This is a genomic window from Pseudomonas artemisiae (assembly GCF_057128685.1).
Window position 1 is genome coordinate 101,313 of sequence record NZ_JBSKHS010000003.1, and the last position, 13,345, is coordinate 114,657.

A 13,345-nucleotide genomic window follows, 5' to 3' on the forward strand; every position below is an offset into this window, starting at 1 on the left:
CAGGCTGTGCTGGGCCTGCCGAGTCACCCGCCGACTACTCGTCGCTCACAGTAAAATCCAGCATCTGATGATTTGCGCCTCTCCTTCTTCGTTGCGGGCGTGTGCTGAGTAGCTGCATTTGTTGGCTTCGACAAAGCGCGGTTGCTGGCTAAAGCGTGCCGCAGCTCGGACAGGTTGGGCATTGCGCAGCGCTGTGCTTGCGCCATTCGCGCCAATTCGTTCAGATTGATGGCGAGTTTCCCTGGTACGACGGCGTGGTTGAGCTTGTGACCTTCTGGTTGTGCGCTGAGGTGGTCAAATAGATCCCAGAACTCTGTGACGAGGCCGGGTACATCGGGTTCAGCTCTGCCGATAGCGTCCAGTTCCGGAGTCAACAATCCCAGCTGACGAGATGTTTGATCCAGCTGTTCGTAGAGCGCGGCACATAGCGCATTGTTACGTGTTCTGCTCAGCTCTTTGAGCAGTGTGATGCGATAACGGGAAAGGGATAGCTGCTGGGTGATAGTCGTCGTTCCAGCTCGCGCAGCGCTGCCCTTGGTCCAGTAGTCCCATAGCGCATCATCACATTCCTCCTGGTAGGGGATGATTTTGGCGCGCAGTTCGGGCTTCACCTTAGTTGTGATAGGCGCATATGCGCCTTCTACTGACCGGGCCGGTAAACCCGTTCGCTGAATTTGCAGCGAGGTCGCAGCATATGGTTCCGATGCAAGACCTTGTACTGGTCAATTATTGTGGGTACAGTAATGTTCATGCGTATTACTTATGACCCTGCCAAAGACACTCGTAACGTTGAAGAACGTGGGCTGCCGTTCGCCCAGGTGCGGGACTTTGAATGGTCTACGGCCTTGATCGTGGAAGATGATCGATTCGACTACGGCGAGCACCGGTATCGAGCGATTGGGTACATAGAGGATCGGCTGCATGTCGTGGTGTTTACCCCTCGGGGTGATGCGGTTCACGTCATCAGTTTCCGTAAAGCCAACAAACGGGAGGTCAAAAGCTATGACCAAGAAGCTCAAGCCTGAGATGGTCGATGCGACAAACCCTGAATGGTCAGCAAAGGATTTCGCGAAGGCTAAGCCTGCCGCCGATGTGCTCGTGGGTCTATTCGGTAAAGCCCAAGCCAAGGAAATGCTCAAGCCGAAGCGTGGTCGGCCAAAGTCGGCAGTCCCTAAAGAGCATGTCAATGTTCGCTTTGACCCAGAGGTGCTTGAACGATTCAGAGCTTCCGGCCCTGGCTGGCAATCGCGGATGAATGCAGCATTGGCTGACTGGCTAAAGACCCACGAACCAGATGAATTGAAGGCATAGTCGCTAAAGCTCATTGCCAGGATACTGAGCCGCCCATGAGGCGGCTTTTTGTTGCTCCGAAGTTGTGTGTCACCTTCGGCGGGCACCGCTACGTGCTTTTTACTCAGCGCGCGCCGTCGTCCCCCCACCTCGCCTGCGGGCTAAATAGGTCGCTTTTTCTACACACCTGCGGCCCCTTCAAAGCGGCACCGGCTGGGGGGTGGGATTCCGATTTCCTAATCCGGAAAACCCTGCGAATCCCTGCAAAGGTAAGGATGTGTAACGCAGGGCTCAATAGGGCCCTTTCGCGGCCAGCTCAGTCCTTGCGTGGATGGTAGGAACTTAAGTCAAACCGCATTCTTCTTGGTAGCGGATGACCTTGTCGCGCAGTTCGGGGGCTACCTTGTTGGGGCTGATTGAATACAGCCAGGCAGGGAGCTTGCGAAGGGGGAGGCATGCCATTTCCCTCGGTTTGTCATCCTCGGCAACTATCACGATAATCGTGATGGTTGATGCAAATCTGTCGGCTAATTTGGCGTGTTGTGACTGCCAGGCAAGGCCGATGTTTTCCACTATGGGCTTCATCGCAACAAACGGCTCATTGTCTTGGCCGACCAATACCACGGTGTCCCCGTAGAACGGGACGAGCATCAGTTGGTTCTGCATCCGATTTCCCCCTTACTTGATCTTGGCTACATTCGAGTTCATCACACTGCTCGAGTCAATGACGCCGGACAGTTGCTGGTTAACCAAGGCAAGGAAGCCACCCATCAACTCAGGGGCAAAGGTGTTCTGGCAATGGCTGTCTTCGGCGCAGTTTTTCAGCAAACGCTGCGAGTCGCGCAGCATGTGCAGGGTGGAAAACGCATTTTCCGATAGGCCATAGGCGACTGGAGCTTTCATTTCACACCCCCTTGTCCTTCCAGGGCACGAGCTAGAGCCATGTGGTGGTTATAGCGCTTGATGCGCGTAGCCAGGCTGGAGTCGGCGTGCAAGGCGGCGAGCGCCATATGGCGGTGCGCAAGTGCGTGAATTTTTGATGGAGTTAGGGTGTGCATTTGGCGTAGCTCCTTGATTTTAGGAACTGCCAGGATTCGCCGTCAAACGAATAAGGCGGCAGCTGTACGCAGGTTGACGGACCGGGAATCAAGGAAACCGGCACACCCTAAGGTGTCCTGCGCACAGCCGCCATAACAGGATATGCGGACACAAAAAAAGCGCCTGCAATCATGAGGGGGCGCCTGTGCGCCTTGAATTCGTCGGGCCGTCAAACCCGGTCGCTGAATTTGCAGCGACGGATGAACTGCAGCGCCGGCAGCCATTATGCGCAACAGGTTCATCTATCAATGCAGATTTCTCGCAGTTTTCCATCCTCGGCAACTGTGGTGATTTCCACCATAGTTGAGGTGAATTTCTCAGTCAGCTTTGCGTGCTGGCTTTTCCAGTCCAACCCCATGTTGATGACAATTGGTTTCATCGCTACGAGCGGCTCATTGTCCTGGCCGACCAATACCACGGTGTCCTCGTAGAACGGGACGACCATCAGTTGGTTCTGCATCCCATTTCCCCCTTACTTGATCTTGGCTACATTCGAGTTCATCACACTGGTCGAGTCAATGACGCCCGACAGTTGCTGGTCAACCAAGGCAAGGAAGCCACCCATCAACTCAGGGGCAAAGGTGCTCTGGCAATGGCTGTCTTCGGCGCAGTTTTCAGCAAACGCAGCGAGTCACGCAGCATGTGCAGGGTGGAGAGCGCGTTTTATTTCCTCGTGTTTCAAATACTTAGCATTTTGTGGTCTTGCCTAAACGCTGCTGGGCACGTCGCCCTTAATGGTGGTGTCGGTAAGCCTAGGGCATCATTTATTTGACGTAGCTGACAATGCAGCCCGTGTCTCTCAAATTCGCCGGTCGCGGCGTCCAGCCATTTGGCTATGTAGCGCCCTTGTTCCTGAAGAATCAGCAGTTGCTTGAAGTTGATGCCGTCGCGCGCGCTGCGCTTGACGCCAGGTAAGGGGAGGATGCGCGAGGCCTGCTCTTCCAGCATCGCGATGTGTCGCTCTGTGTCCTTGGTCCAGTAACGCCACAGCACATCGTCGCACTCTTCCTGGTACTGGATGATCTTGTCGCGCAGTTCGGTCGCCACCTTGTTCGGACTGATTGAATACAGCCAGGCTGGGAGCTTGCGGAGGGGAAGGCAGATCATCCCCCGTATTTTTCCATCTTCGGCAACTGTGTCGATATTCGACACAGTTGAATTGAAGCGCTCCACGATTTTGATGCGTTGAGCGGACCATTCGAGTCCGATGTTTTCTACGATCGGCCTCATAGCCACATATGGCTCGTTGTCTTTACCGATCAGGACAACGGTGTCCTCGTAGAACGGGACGGGCATCAGTTGGTTCTGCATCCGATTTCCCCCTTACTTGATCTTGGCTACATTCGAGTTCATCACACTGGTCGAGTCAATGACGCCGGACAGTTGCTGGTCGACCAGGGCAAGGAAGCCACCCATTAACTCAGGGGCAAAGGTGCTCTGGCAATGGCTGTCTTCGGCGCAGTTTTTTAGCAAACGCAACGAGTCGCGCAGCATGTGCAGGGTGGAAAACGCGTTTTCCGATAGGCCATAGGCGACTGGGGTTTTCATTTCACACCCCCTTGTCCTTCCAGGGCACGAGCTAGAGCCATGTGGTGGTTGTAGCGCTTGATGCGCGTAGCCAGGCTGGAGTCCGCATGGAGCGCGGAAAGTGCCATACGGCGGTGGGCGACGGCGCGAACTTTGGACGGAATGAGAACAATCATTGGTAAAGCTCCTATGCATTGAAGGAGCTGCCATTGCTCGTCGCCAAACGAGTAAGGGTGGCAGCTGTACGCAGGTTGGCGAACCGGGGCATAGGAACCCGGCAGACCCTAGGGTCTCCCGCGCACAGCTACCATAAACAGGATATTAGGGCACAAAAAAAGCGCCTGCTGTCATGGAATGGGGCGCCTGTGCGCCTACGCTAGCCGGGTCGCCAAACCCGTTCGCTGAATTTGCAGCGACGGGTGAACTGTAGCGCCAGTAGCAATTATGCGCAACCAATTCATCTGCCAATGCAGATTTATCGTCTTGCAAGGGCCTTTTTTCGGAGGAGCCACGGGGATGGGGTTAGTTTTTGAAAATGCGTTTCTGACGTAGCTGGAAGCCCCGTATTTACTGGAGTTGCGGCTTAACTTTGCAGGGTTATGTAGGGTTAACTCAAAGGTTAGTCGTTTTTATCTATATGATTTATAAGGATTTTATTTACTGGTTTTTTAACGTCTGTAAAGGTTAGGAATTAACTCTACATAACCCTAGAGCTAACCTTGCCTAAATCTCGCAAATCAGCGTCAGACAAGGGCTTCAGGGCGGTCACAAAAAAACTAACCCTCCTAACCTCTTTCCCGTGGGTCAACATGAAAACGCGAAACATGCCTAGGACGGGGTACTTTTGGAGCTGCGTGCTGCATTGCACAGTACTCACGACCTTTACGTTCACGCGCCAACACTCTCACCCACACAGCATCAGGCGTTGGCGTTTGCAGCGGTGTTGGGACTGGCGCGACAAGCACAGGCGATAAGCGCCCTGGCGCAACCATACGGATGTAGGTTGCTGGTCAGACGAGGGCTATGTCAGGAGGTGAGTGGTACAAAAGTGGTACGGGGGGGTCTATGGTGCGCTACAGGCCCCGTATTACAAGGCCTGTAGAATTAGCAGTGCCAATCCATCATGGGTGCCACACTGAAGCGGCGGGACGGCTCAGGGCGCGTGGGTGCAGGGGTTGGGGTGGTTTGGAGGGTCATAGCTAATAATCGACGATACGCGGCTGCAATAAGAGGGATGGAGCAACCGTATATCGTGCTCAAACCCGTATCAATAGAAGTGGGCCGTAGTCTACCAAGAATGCCCAGCCTTTTATCAGCTGCTGGATGAGCCTGGTACTCACACGGGCCTGCCGCACCCGGCACGACGGTTGGCTGCTCTGGAGCATTGCAGGCGCAGTGTGAATCATGCCTTCCGGCTACCCTTCCACCTCTCGGCCCCGATTTCAAGCACATGCGCCTGCATGCAATCAAACTCTGCCGGCTCAATCATGCGAGCGTGCTTGAACCAATCTACGCCTGACTCATTAGCAATCGTGCAATGGTTAAATCCAAGGCTGATATAAGCCACTTCGCCGCAGGTAAAGAAAGCGCCACCCCATAAGGACACACTGCCCAAATGGATGCTCAGCGTTTGCCAGACTTCGCTGGCATCCAGGGCGGCAGGGCAGTGCTGTGCCCATAGACCTTTAAGACGTTCATGCTTGGCCTGGATCACTGCCGGCGGGACCAGCCGCATGCCCTGGGGAATACGGGCCCGCAAGCGTAAGGTACGAAACCCCCAACGATCCGCTCTGCGCCAATGGCGGTCGAGCTCTACGCCGCCTTTGAGCTTTATTCCGCCGATGAACCGTGACTGTAGCCAGGTAAACGAGATGGCTTCACCATCGAACACTTCGCCCAATGCTCGGCGCGCCGTGTCGAACTCGGCGACCTTTTTTTCCCAAATGGTGATAGCCCTAACCACTCTGAAATCACGAGTGCTGTAGCAGGTGCGGTAGGCGTGATCGATAGCCGGGGCTGAGCTTTTAGTCTCAGGGTCGAAGGTGTTGAGGTCTATATGCATCGTTACTCCTTCAGGTCGTTACACCGGTCACAGTGGTTACAGTTGCATTAGCGCATGGCCCAAGGGCACTACGTAGGTCATCAAAACGATAAGGGCAGCCATGCCCAGGGCTTCACCGATAATGACCAATACGGCCCAGGTATAGGGCCTGCGCTTGAAATGCATGTGCAGTTCTCGATGGTGTAAGTGCGTTTAGAAACAGGCGCTGCTCTTCCCTAAGCTGGCAAGCCTCCCAATGACAGTTCGGTCGTGTCAGTACAGGCGCTTAAGACGTCAATGTATTCAACATATGTTGAACTATAGATCAATAATGTGCTCTTTTGTTGAAGTCAGTCGGAATTAGGGCTTAGTCTTATCTGCCTCTGAATGGCATTGCCCCACGCGGCTAGATCAAGTCGGCTGAGCTAGCATTACGTTTTGAGGAATACAAGTAGCGACAACTCATAGGCGGCATGGCAATCGCCAGGGAGGGAATGGACGAGAAAGGGCGACGACCCGTCTGGATTGCGCGATTGCACAGATGAACAAGCACGTACTGATGTGAATTTTCTTTCAGATCTCAGAGTTTTCTCGACTACCAGTGGCGGCTTTCAGCGTTCAATCGGGTACCTCTATCTAGGAATAGGTACATGCGGGAGAAGTACGAAAACATTGCTAACGTCGAAGCGCGGCTCACTAAAGCAGAACAGACCCTGATCAGACTTTATCGAAGGCTGCCCCGGCACGACCGTCGGTATCTTCGTAGGGTGCTGATAGTGATGGTCAAGGCAGGCCTGAGGGGTTCATAACCTAGGAGGCTATAAACCACTGGTGCTGGGCCATAGCCAGCACCAGACTACCGCAGGGGAAAGAAAGAGAAAACGTATGAGCTAAGGGGCCTCGACCGGGGCATCAAGTTCGTGCTCCATAGGGCTACGCCGCGCTTTCAGACGCAACGCCTTATTAGCTTGAGGTAATTTAACGCTGGGATTGGGCATGCCAGAAGGGCTCAATTCATGAGTCATTTCAAATTGCGCTCGACACGCCCAGCCGCAGCCCTCGTTGACACATTGCAAATAAGCTACCCGTAAAAAGAGGTGCATGCCGTTGCTTGTGCGTATGCGCATCTTTGCCTGGCAGTGGGGGCATACCATCTTATAGATGCTCATCTTGCCTCCTTGGGATATACCCCCAGCAATAGTGTGCCGCGCCTAAACGGGAAACAATCCCCCTGTATCTGTTCGCGGCCTGACCGGTATGCTTGCTCATTGGCGCACGTCATAGGCATATTCCGTTTCGCATGGATATAAGTGCATAGGGATGAACGATATTCAACATGCGTTGAATAATCAAGGCGTGGAGTGATCGTTTTGTTGAAAATAGGTGAGCGGCTTAAAGAAGAACGGGTACGTCTAGGCTTTAACCAGGCAGATTTCGCTCAAGCGGGCGGCGTGGCCAAAACGAGCCAGTTCAATTACGAAAAGGGTGAGCGCAGCCCTGACGCTCTTTACCTGGCAAAGGTGGCTGAAATAGGCGCGGATATCCTTTATATCGTCAGCGGCCAGCGTACCCCCGGCTCGTCACACCTGGGCGCTAACGAGGCCTTGCTGCTGAGCCGCTACCGATCGGTGGGCAAGCGGGACCAGGAAACCCTTGACCATATTCTCGACCGCATGGTCGCAGCCACCTGATCAAACGCTTTTTCGCGCCCGGCACTAACGCTTGGTGGCATGGCGGATGCACAGGCGCAGTGCGGTGGCGCGGATGGCCTTGACGCCTAGAAGGCCAATCATGCCCCCAAAGAAGGGCGCAGAGCTGTTGTCGATCCCCAGCAGCTCCAGTCCATAGCTACAAGCTAATCCAAATACGCCGCATAACAGGGTCTCGGTAAACATATGCCGCCAAGTACCTTCGGCATAGATGACCCGCAGCGCGGCGATAATGCCCGCTAGCAAACCTGCATACAGCGCAATCCAATTTTGTTCCAACCAAGCGGCCAGCCAGGCCCAGTCATGAGGTTCATGGTGCATGTGCAGCGTCCCTTCTATGATGTCTTAGATAAGCAGCGTTAATTAGCAGCGCCGTTTACCCATGGTCTGGGCCGTAGGGCTTGGAGACAATCTTGCGGGCCTGTAATAACGCGTTCTACAACCTGCGCTCCACCAGCGAGCGGCAACGCTGTAACAAACCCTTACATGTAATGGATCAAAAACCTTACATGAAAGATTGCGAGGAAGGCTGCGTGGGCGTAGTGTGCAGCTCAGATAAAGATCAGGGCTCATCGAATGCCGTCTAGAAAAACCACCAGCACAGGGCCTGCTGGATCTGCCAGCAAGCCTAAGACTTCCGCCGATTACGTGCGCAGCATGCGTCAGCGGCTGGCTGAGGCAGGCTTGGTCAAACGGGAGTTTTGGATTCTTCCGGAAAACGCCCAAGCCCTGCGCGGCATTGAAAAGGCATTAAGGCAGCCCTTTTTGGGTGAAAGGATCAAATTGGAGAACTTCATGACGCAAAACAGCAATTGGACCCCTGAGTCGCTACGCAAAGCCTTGGCCGAGCTAGAGATGGTGACGTCCGATAGGGTTACGGTGGAGCAAGGGGGAGGTCAGAGCCTGGCTTTGACCATGCACGAGCATGGGGACCTGCCGATTTATATCGCCGTCTCCGGCGATCAGATCCTGGTCGATACCACCTTGGTGGAAGTAAACAAGGTCAAGGACCTGGCGGCTTTCAACAACCTGGTGCTGCGCAATCGGGATCTATTCCCATTGTCTTCGGTGGGCATCGAAACCTTAGGTAACAGTACGGAGGTGTACTGCATGTTCGGCGCTTTGAGTTCGGCATCGGACCTTACCGTAATCGTGCAGGAAATCCTTACCCTGGCTGACAACGTGATCCGCGCTGTGGACGCCTTCGAAGATCATTTCAACATTTGAATCGCCCCCTGGGCAGGAGTACATACATGAGTGTTTGGAAAAAAATCGCCACTGCCTTGCGTGGTGGCGCATCCGAAGTGGGTGAAGCCATCGTCGATGCCAACGCCATTCGTATCCTTGAGCAGGAACACCGAGATGCCGATGCGGCTGTGCTGAAGGCTCGCAATGGATTGATTGAAATCAAGGCGCGGCAGAAGCTGTCTCATCAACGCCTGGAGGGTTATGCCTCGGACATCGCCAGTTGGGAAAACAAAGCCATGGCTGCGCTTAACAAGGGCGAGGAGGGCCTGGCAACCGAGTGCGCCAGCAAGGTAGCTGAGCTTGAAGGCTTGCGTGATCAGGAAAAGCTGCTGGCCGACCAGTTTGGGAAACAGGTTGAAACCCTGCAGGCCCAAGTGACCAAGGCAGACGCCCAGATCAAAGGCCTCAAGCAACAGATCGAAATGGCCAAAGCGCGTGAGACCGTGCAGCAGGCACGCGTTGCGACTGCCGCGGCAACCGGTGGTGCCAACGGCAAGCTGGAAACGGCCGTAGGTTCGCTGGCGCGTATCAAGGAGCGTCAGGATGCCCAGGATGCCCGCCTTGAAGCGGCCCAGGAACTGGCGGATGCTGCCAGCGGTGGAGATTTGGAACGGCGCCTACAGCAAGCAGGCATCGGGGCAAAAACTGGCGGCACCGATGATGTGCTCGCTCGCTTGAAGGCCAGGCAAGCTGGAAATGCCGCTCAGTAATCTTTCGCCGAACAGGTGGGCTGAGAAAGGCCTGCCTTTGTTCAGCATCGCTAGATAGACAGCAGGGCACATGGGACGAAGGCTTAAGGTGGTGTTGGGCATACTGGTGGTGTTGGTAGGGGTGCAAGTCGTCAATACCCTCACTGGTAACAGCTTGATTCAGCACGGCATCTACCCTCGAACCCTAGGCGGGTTACAGGGCGTAATATTTGCGCCTTGGCTTCATGGTTCGGTTCGGCACTTGTTGAGTAACATGCTGCCACTGGCCATTCTCAGCTGGTTGGTAATGACCGAAGGCGTGGAGCGCTATCTCAGGGTCGCGTCGCTCATTTGTATAATCGGTGGCCTATTGGTGTGGGCACTGGGACGTTCCAGCCTGCACGTAGGCGCCAGTGGCTTGATTTTCGGTCTTTGGGCTTATGTGTTGGCTAGGGGCTGGTACGAGCGAAGTATACTCAGTGTAGTGATCGCGATCCTGGTAGTGATGACCTATAGCGGGCTAGTGTTTGGCTTCATTCCGGTACCTGGCGTTTCTTTTGAATCGCATTTGTTCGGTGCGTTCGCCGGCGTATTGGTAGGGTGGCTGATGCATTCAAAGAAATTGGTAGCCTGAGGCCGGGGTGTATAAGCAGGCCTCGGGAACCGCCATGCTTGCCCATGGCACTTAGCAGGAGAATGTGATGAGCTGGTTAAAGCGGGCGTTAGGGCTACAAGCGCCCAAGCCCTCCATCCAAGGGCCGGGAACCTTAAGCATGGCGCCTGCACCTCTTGGCATCGGGCCGGGGCGGATGATCTGCTTTAGCCCTAACCTTAGGGCCTTGTTGAAGGGTGAGTCCGATGTGGTAGTGCCTGCCGATGATAAAGTGTGGGCTATTGGCACTATTGACTTGGGGCAGGCTAAGCAGTTGGTGCGTTGTTATCTGGACAGCGGCGACCACTTCGTACAGTTCGTAACCAATGGCCCTGGGCCGAACGATGTAGAGGACGTGATCTTGTTCGGTTATCACGCGGTGACCACTATCGCCAGCGAGCAAGAACTGCAGCGCCTGGTAGGGCCGCGCGCGAAAATCGGCATGCCGTATTACACACTCGAGGGCGCCGAGTATGCCCGCCAGTGGGGCAGCGAAGAAGGGCAAACCGAGCTTACGCCGCTCACTGAGCAGGTAGTCAACCCTGAAGAGGCCTACCAGGTTAGCCATAACAGCATGCTTTACGCCCGTAACATGGGCTTGACCAACAGGCGGGAGTTTTTGCTGTTCTCGGTCGAGGAAAACGCCGAGGGTGACGTTTCCCTGACCACTGCCGTAGGTGTATCGCTTCAACTTACCGACATCACCATCCTCTGATAAGGAATTCCCTATGCTAGATGCGCTGCGCCTATCGCTCAATGCGACCGCGGTTTTCGGTTTCGTACTGTATATCCTAGTAGCGGCGCTGCTGTTTGCCCTGTTTCAGTTTGTGTATACGCGCATTACGCCACACAAGGAATTCGAACTGATCCGCGCGAACAACCCCGCCGCGGCTATCGCGTTGGGTGGCTCGCTTATCGGTTTCGCGCTGCCAGCAAGCAGTATCATTTCCTACAGCGTGAGCGTGCTGGACTTTGTGGTGTGGGTGTTGATCGCCGCGGTTGTGCAGCTGCTGGCGTTTTTCGTCACCAGCCGTGTTCTCAAGGGTTTGTCTACCCGTATCGCACAGGGTGAGCTGGCCGCAGCCATCTATGCAGCCTCCGTAGCGATCAGCGTCGGCCTGTTGAATTCGGCGTGCATGACGCCCTCCGCTTGAGCCATAGGAGAGATTTATGAGAGCGCGCAGCTCAGTACATCTGGTGCTGGCCGGTACGCTACCGCTGGCGCTGGCCGGATGCAGCAAGCCCGACGAAACCGTGGCCTACTCGGTCAAGCAAAGTTATAAGTCCGTGCAGGAGTGTTCAGAAGCCAAGGTGCCGGTAGACGTATGTTCTGATGCTTACATTCAGGCGTTGTCGGAGCATCGTAAAACCGCGCCTACTTATGACGATCAGGCGTCATGCGATGCAGATTTCGTGGAAGGTTACTGCCAGGCAACCTCCGATGGTAAATTCATGCCCAAGATGGGCGGTTTCGAGCTGGCTATGTCCGGTAATCTGCCCAAGGCAGAGGTTGAACAGGCTCAGGCCCAAGCTGGGCAGCAGGTAGGGCACAGTGGCTGGGATGGCAATGGGTTGCTCACTGGGTTGCTGATCGGCCATATGATTTCGGGGTTCGGCAATAACAACCGTTATTACAGCCAGCCGATCTACGATACTCGGGATTCTCGCGGCGCCTATGGTTCCTCCACGCTCGCGCGACAGATCGAGCAAGGTAAAACCTTTGGCCGCTCTAACCAGGCACGTAGCAGCGGCGTCGGGGCCTACCCCCGTTCTACCTTGGGGCGCAGTTTAGGCAACAACGGCAGCAATGTAGGCTCGACTATTTCCCGTGGCGGCTTCGGTCAGCAAGCCACCGCTCGTGGCGGCTGGGGTGGCAGGAGTTCTGGTGGCGGCTTCAGTTCAGGTGGTTAAGCGTTAGCAGGAGGGCAGGGTGTGAAGAAGGTGCGGGTCCAAGAGCGCGCAGGTTGGCGGGAAACGGTAGAAGCCCAGGGGTTTGCTTTCCATACCATAGACGGCGAACCCTACTGGGACGAGCGTGGGTACTACCTGTTTACTGAACAGCAGGTGACCCAGGATCTTGAAAGGCCTACCCAAGAATTGCATGAGCTGTGCATGGACCTTGTGGACCGGGTAGTGAACAGCGAGGCGTTGCTTACACGCCTTGCCATCCCGTCGACGTTCTTTGACTTGGTGCGTACCTCCTGGAAAGAGGGCCACCCTCACCTGTACGGGCGTTTCGATTTTGCCTACAACGGCACCGGCCCGGCCAAGTGCTATGAATTCAACGCAGATACGCCTACCTCACTGTTCGAAGCGGCATCGGTTCAGCTTTTATGGCTGGAGGAGCAGATCCAGCGTGGGGTGTTGCCTCAAGCAGCGACCCAGTTCAACAGCATGGCTGAGGATCTGGTGCAGGCATTTGGCGCCTTTCCCAAGGATGCACCCTTTTACTTCGCTGCCATGTCCGGCTCGATCGAAGACCGGGGTACCACAGATTTCATGCGCGCCATGGCTACCCAGGCGGGGATCGATGCTCGGCATATCGATATCGAAGACATCGGTCTGACTGCCGAAGGCCGCTTTGTCGACCTCAACGGCCAGTGGATAGAGCGACTGTTCAAGCTTCATGCCTGGGAGCATATATTCCAGGAAGCTTTCGGCGCCGCGGTTCCCGGCTGTGACACTCAGTTCGTTGAGCCGGCCTGGAAAGCCATCCTGAGCAACAAGGGCATGTTGGCGCTGTTATGGGAATTCAATGAGGGCCACCCGAACCTGCTGCCTACCTATATAGACAGCAATCCCCGAGCGGCTTTAGCCAAGGGCTGGGTGCGCAAGCCGTTCTTCTCCCGGGAAGGGGCTAATGTGGAACTGCGTACGGCCACTGGCAATCATCTGGCTGAGGACGGGCCCTATACCGACGCGCCTTATGTGCTGCAGGCGTTCGCCCCGTTACCGAAGTTTGCCGACAGCTACGCATTGGTAGGATCCTGGGTGATCGGGGACCTTGCTTCGGGAATAGGCATCCGCGAGGACAGCACGCTTATCACTAAGGACACAAGTCGATTTGTGCCTCACGTAGTGGTGGGTTGAC

General features: G+C 55.2%; 20 protein-coding genes. 10 read left to right on the forward strand and 10 right to left on the reverse strand.

Features of this window, described 5'->3' with window-relative positions; all coding sequences use genetic code 11:
- Positions 1-23: 23 nt before the first annotated feature.
- Positions 24-611: a phage antirepressor N-terminal domain-containing protein gene (locus ACWKV4_RS04910; protein ID WP_483830808.1), complete on the reverse strand. Its 588-nt coding sequence runs from the start codon at positions 609-611 to the stop codon at positions 24-26.
- A 138-nt stretch (positions 612-749) separates the two neighbouring features.
- On the opposite strand from ACWKV4_RS04910, the gene ACWKV4_RS04915 reads away from it, so the two are divergent.
- Positions 750-1,025, forward strand: a complete 276-nt coding sequence (locus ACWKV4_RS04915) for a BrnT family toxin (protein WP_483830807.1) — start codon at positions 750-752, stop codon at positions 1,023-1,025.
- Positions 1,003-1,311 carry a BrnA antitoxin family protein gene (locus ACWKV4_RS04920; protein WP_483830806.1) on the forward strand — a complete coding sequence of 103 codons (309 nt, stop codon included), beginning with the start codon at positions 1,003-1,005 and terminating at the stop codon, positions 1,309-1,311. The genes ACWKV4_RS04915 and ACWKV4_RS04920 overlap by 23 nt, the downstream gene beginning before the upstream one ends.
- A gap of 321 nt (positions 1,312-1,632) precedes the next feature.
- Here ACWKV4_RS04920 and ACWKV4_RS04925 read toward each other — a convergent pair whose 3' ends face one another.
- The 8 genes from ACWKV4_RS04925 to ACWKV4_RS04960 form a co-directional block, all read right to left on the reverse strand.
- Entirely contained in the window at positions 1,633-1,956 is a 324-nt protein-coding gene (locus tag ACWKV4_RS04925) for a phage antirepressor N-terminal domain-containing protein (protein WP_483830805.1), read from the reverse strand.
- A 12-nt stretch (positions 1,957-1,968) separates the two neighbouring features.
- Complete coding sequence (locus ACWKV4_RS04930) at positions 1,969-2,193, reverse strand: hypothetical protein (protein ID WP_483830804.1); 225 nt, start codon at positions 2,191-2,193, stop codon at positions 1,969-1,971.
- A gap of 433 nt (positions 2,194-2,626) precedes the next feature.
- Entirely contained in the window at positions 2,627-2,848 is a 222-nt protein-coding gene (locus ACWKV4_RS04935) for a phage antirepressor N-terminal domain-containing protein (protein ID WP_483830803.1), read from the reverse strand.
- Positions 2,849-3,066: 218 nt separating this feature from the next.
- Positions 3,067-3,699 carry a phage antirepressor N-terminal domain-containing protein gene (locus ACWKV4_RS04940; RefSeq protein ID WP_483830802.1) on the reverse strand — a complete coding sequence of 211 codons (633 nt, stop codon included), beginning with the start codon at positions 3,697-3,699 and terminating at the stop codon, positions 3,067-3,069.
- 12 nt (positions 3,700-3,711) lie between these two features.
- Positions 3,712-3,936: a hypothetical protein gene (locus ACWKV4_RS04945; RefSeq protein ID WP_483830801.1), complete on the reverse strand. Its 225-nt coding sequence runs from the start codon at positions 3,934-3,936 to the stop codon at positions 3,712-3,714.
- A 1,381-nt stretch (positions 3,937-5,317) separates the two neighbouring features.
- Entirely contained in the window at positions 5,318-5,977 is a 660-nt protein-coding gene (locus tag ACWKV4_RS04950) for a hypothetical protein (RefSeq protein ID WP_483830800.1), read from the reverse strand.
- Positions 5,978-6,013: 36 nt separating this feature from the next.
- Complete coding sequence (locus ACWKV4_RS04955; protein WP_483830799.1) at positions 6,014-6,142, reverse strand: hypothetical protein; 129 nt, start codon at positions 6,140-6,142, stop codon at positions 6,014-6,016.
- A 704-nt stretch (positions 6,143-6,846) separates the two neighbouring features.
- Positions 6,847-7,125 (reverse strand): Ogr/Delta-like zinc finger protein, encoded by a 279-nt coding sequence (locus ACWKV4_RS04960; protein ID WP_483830798.1) that lies wholly within the window; start codon positions 7,123-7,125, stop codon positions 6,847-6,849.
- Between the two features lie 192 nt (positions 7,126-7,317).
- Between ACWKV4_RS04960 and ACWKV4_RS04965 the strand changes: the two genes are divergently transcribed.
- Positions 7,318-7,647 (forward strand): helix-turn-helix domain-containing protein, encoded by a 330-nt coding sequence (locus ACWKV4_RS04965; protein WP_483830797.1) that lies wholly within the window; start codon positions 7,318-7,320, stop codon positions 7,645-7,647.
- Between the two features lie 24 nt (positions 7,648-7,671).
- Here ACWKV4_RS04965 and ACWKV4_RS04970 read toward each other — a convergent pair whose 3' ends face one another.
- Positions 7,672-7,986, reverse strand: a complete 315-nt coding sequence (locus tag ACWKV4_RS04970) for a phage holin, lambda family (protein WP_483830796.1) — start codon at positions 7,984-7,986, stop codon at positions 7,672-7,674.
- Positions 7,987-8,241: 255 nt separating this feature from the next.
- Here ACWKV4_RS04970 and ACWKV4_RS04975 point away from each other — a divergent pair, with 255 nt between their 5' ends.
- The 7 genes from ACWKV4_RS04975 to ACWKV4_RS05005 all read left to right on the forward strand — a co-directional run bounded on the left by ACWKV4_RS04975 (position 8,242) and on the right by ACWKV4_RS05005 (position 13,344).
- Positions 8,242-8,892 (forward strand): YjfI family protein, encoded by a 651-nt coding sequence (locus ACWKV4_RS04975; RefSeq protein ID WP_483830795.1) that lies wholly within the window; start codon positions 8,242-8,244, stop codon positions 8,890-8,892.
- Positions 8,893-8,918: 26 nt separating this feature from the next.
- A complete protein-coding gene (locus ACWKV4_RS04980) occupies positions 8,919-9,623 on the forward strand; it encodes a PspA/IM30 family protein (RefSeq protein WP_483830794.1) in 705 nt (234 codons plus the stop codon).
- 70 nt (positions 9,624-9,693) lie between these two features.
- A complete protein-coding gene (locus tag ACWKV4_RS04985) occupies positions 9,694-10,236 on the forward strand; it encodes a rhomboid family intramembrane serine protease (protein ID WP_483830793.1) in 543 nt (180 codons plus the stop codon).
- Positions 10,237-10,303: 67 nt separating this feature from the next.
- Positions 10,304-10,969 (forward strand): DUF2491 family protein, encoded by a 666-nt coding sequence (locus ACWKV4_RS04990; protein WP_483830792.1) that lies wholly within the window; start codon positions 10,304-10,306, stop codon positions 10,967-10,969.
- Positions 10,970-10,982: 13 nt separating this feature from the next.
- Positions 10,983-11,408 (forward strand): DUF350 domain-containing protein, encoded by a 426-nt coding sequence (locus ACWKV4_RS04995; protein ID WP_483830791.1) that lies wholly within the window; start codon positions 10,983-10,985, stop codon positions 11,406-11,408.
- Positions 11,409-11,424: 16 nt separating this feature from the next.
- Complete coding sequence (locus ACWKV4_RS05000) at positions 11,425-12,165, forward strand: DUF1190 domain-containing protein (protein ID WP_483830790.1); 741 nt, start codon at positions 11,425-11,427, stop codon at positions 12,163-12,165.
- Positions 12,166-12,186: 21 nt separating this feature from the next.
- Positions 12,187-13,344, forward strand: coding sequence for a glutathionylspermidine synthase family protein (locus ACWKV4_RS05005; protein ID WP_483830789.1), 1,158 nt, complete (start codon positions 12,187-12,189; stop codon positions 13,342-13,344).
- Position 13,345 lies beyond the last annotated feature (1 nt).

Bases quoted from the DNA above. Each gene is read 5' to 3' on its own strand.
- ACWKV4_RS04975 (WP_483830795.1), top strand. From the start codon at position 8,242: ATGCCGTCTAGAAAAACCACCAGCACAGGGCCTGCTGGATCTGCCAGC.
- ACWKV4_RS04980 (WP_483830794.1), top strand. From the start codon at position 8,919: ATGAGTGTTTGGAAAAAAATCGCCACTGCCTTGCGTGGTGGCGCATCC.
- ACWKV4_RS04985 (WP_483830793.1), top strand. From the start codon at position 9,694: ATGGGACGAAGGCTTAAGGTGGTGTTGGGCATACTGGTGGTGTTGGTA.
- ACWKV4_RS04945 (WP_483830801.1), bottom strand. From the start codon at position 3,936: ATGAAAACCCCAGTCGCCTATGGCCTATCGGAAAACGCGTTTTCCACC.
- ACWKV4_RS04940 (WP_483830802.1), bottom strand. From the start codon at position 3,699: ATGCAGAACCAACTGATGCCCGTCCCGTTCTACGAGGACACCGTTGTC.
- ACWKV4_RS04915 (WP_483830807.1), top strand. From the start codon at position 750: ATGCGTATTACTTATGACCCTGCCAAAGACACTCGTAACGTTGAAGAA.
- ACWKV4_RS04935 (WP_483830803.1), bottom strand. From the start codon at position 2,848: ATGCAGAACCAACTGATGGTCGTCCCGTTCTACGAGGACACCGTGGTA.
- ACWKV4_RS04990 (WP_483830792.1), top strand. From the start codon at position 10,304: ATGAGCTGGTTAAAGCGGGCGTTAGGGCTACAAGCGCCCAAGCCCTCC.
- ACWKV4_RS04960 (WP_483830798.1), bottom strand. From the start codon at position 7,125: ATGAGCATCTATAAGATGGTATGCCCCCACTGCCAGGCAAAGATGCGC.
- ACWKV4_RS04955 (WP_483830799.1), bottom strand. From the start codon at position 6,142: ATGCATTTCAAGCGCAGGCCCTATACCTGGGCCGTATTGGTCATTATC.
- ACWKV4_RS04920 (WP_483830806.1), top strand. From the start codon at position 1,003: ATGACCAAGAAGCTCAAGCCTGAGATGGTCGATGCGACAAACCCTGAA.
- ACWKV4_RS04995 (WP_483830791.1), top strand. From the start codon at position 10,983: ATGCTAGATGCGCTGCGCCTATCGCTCAATGCGACCGCGGTTTTCGGT.
- ACWKV4_RS04925 (WP_483830805.1), bottom strand. From the start codon at position 1,956: ATGCAGAACCAACTGATGCTCGTCCCGTTCTACGGGGACACCGTGGTA.
- ACWKV4_RS05000 (WP_483830790.1), top strand. From the start codon at position 11,425: ATGAGAGCGCGCAGCTCAGTACATCTGGTGCTGGCCGGTACGCTACCG.
- ACWKV4_RS04950 (WP_483830800.1), bottom strand. From the start codon at position 5,977: ATGCATATAGACCTCAACACCTTCGACCCTGAGACTAAAAGCTCAGCC.
- ACWKV4_RS04970 (WP_483830796.1), bottom strand. From the start codon at position 7,986: ATGCACCATGAACCTCATGACTGGGCCTGGCTGGCCGCTTGGTTGGAA.
- ACWKV4_RS04930 (WP_483830804.1), bottom strand. From the start codon at position 2,193: ATGAAAGCTCCAGTCGCCTATGGCCTATCGGAAAATGCGTTTTCCACC.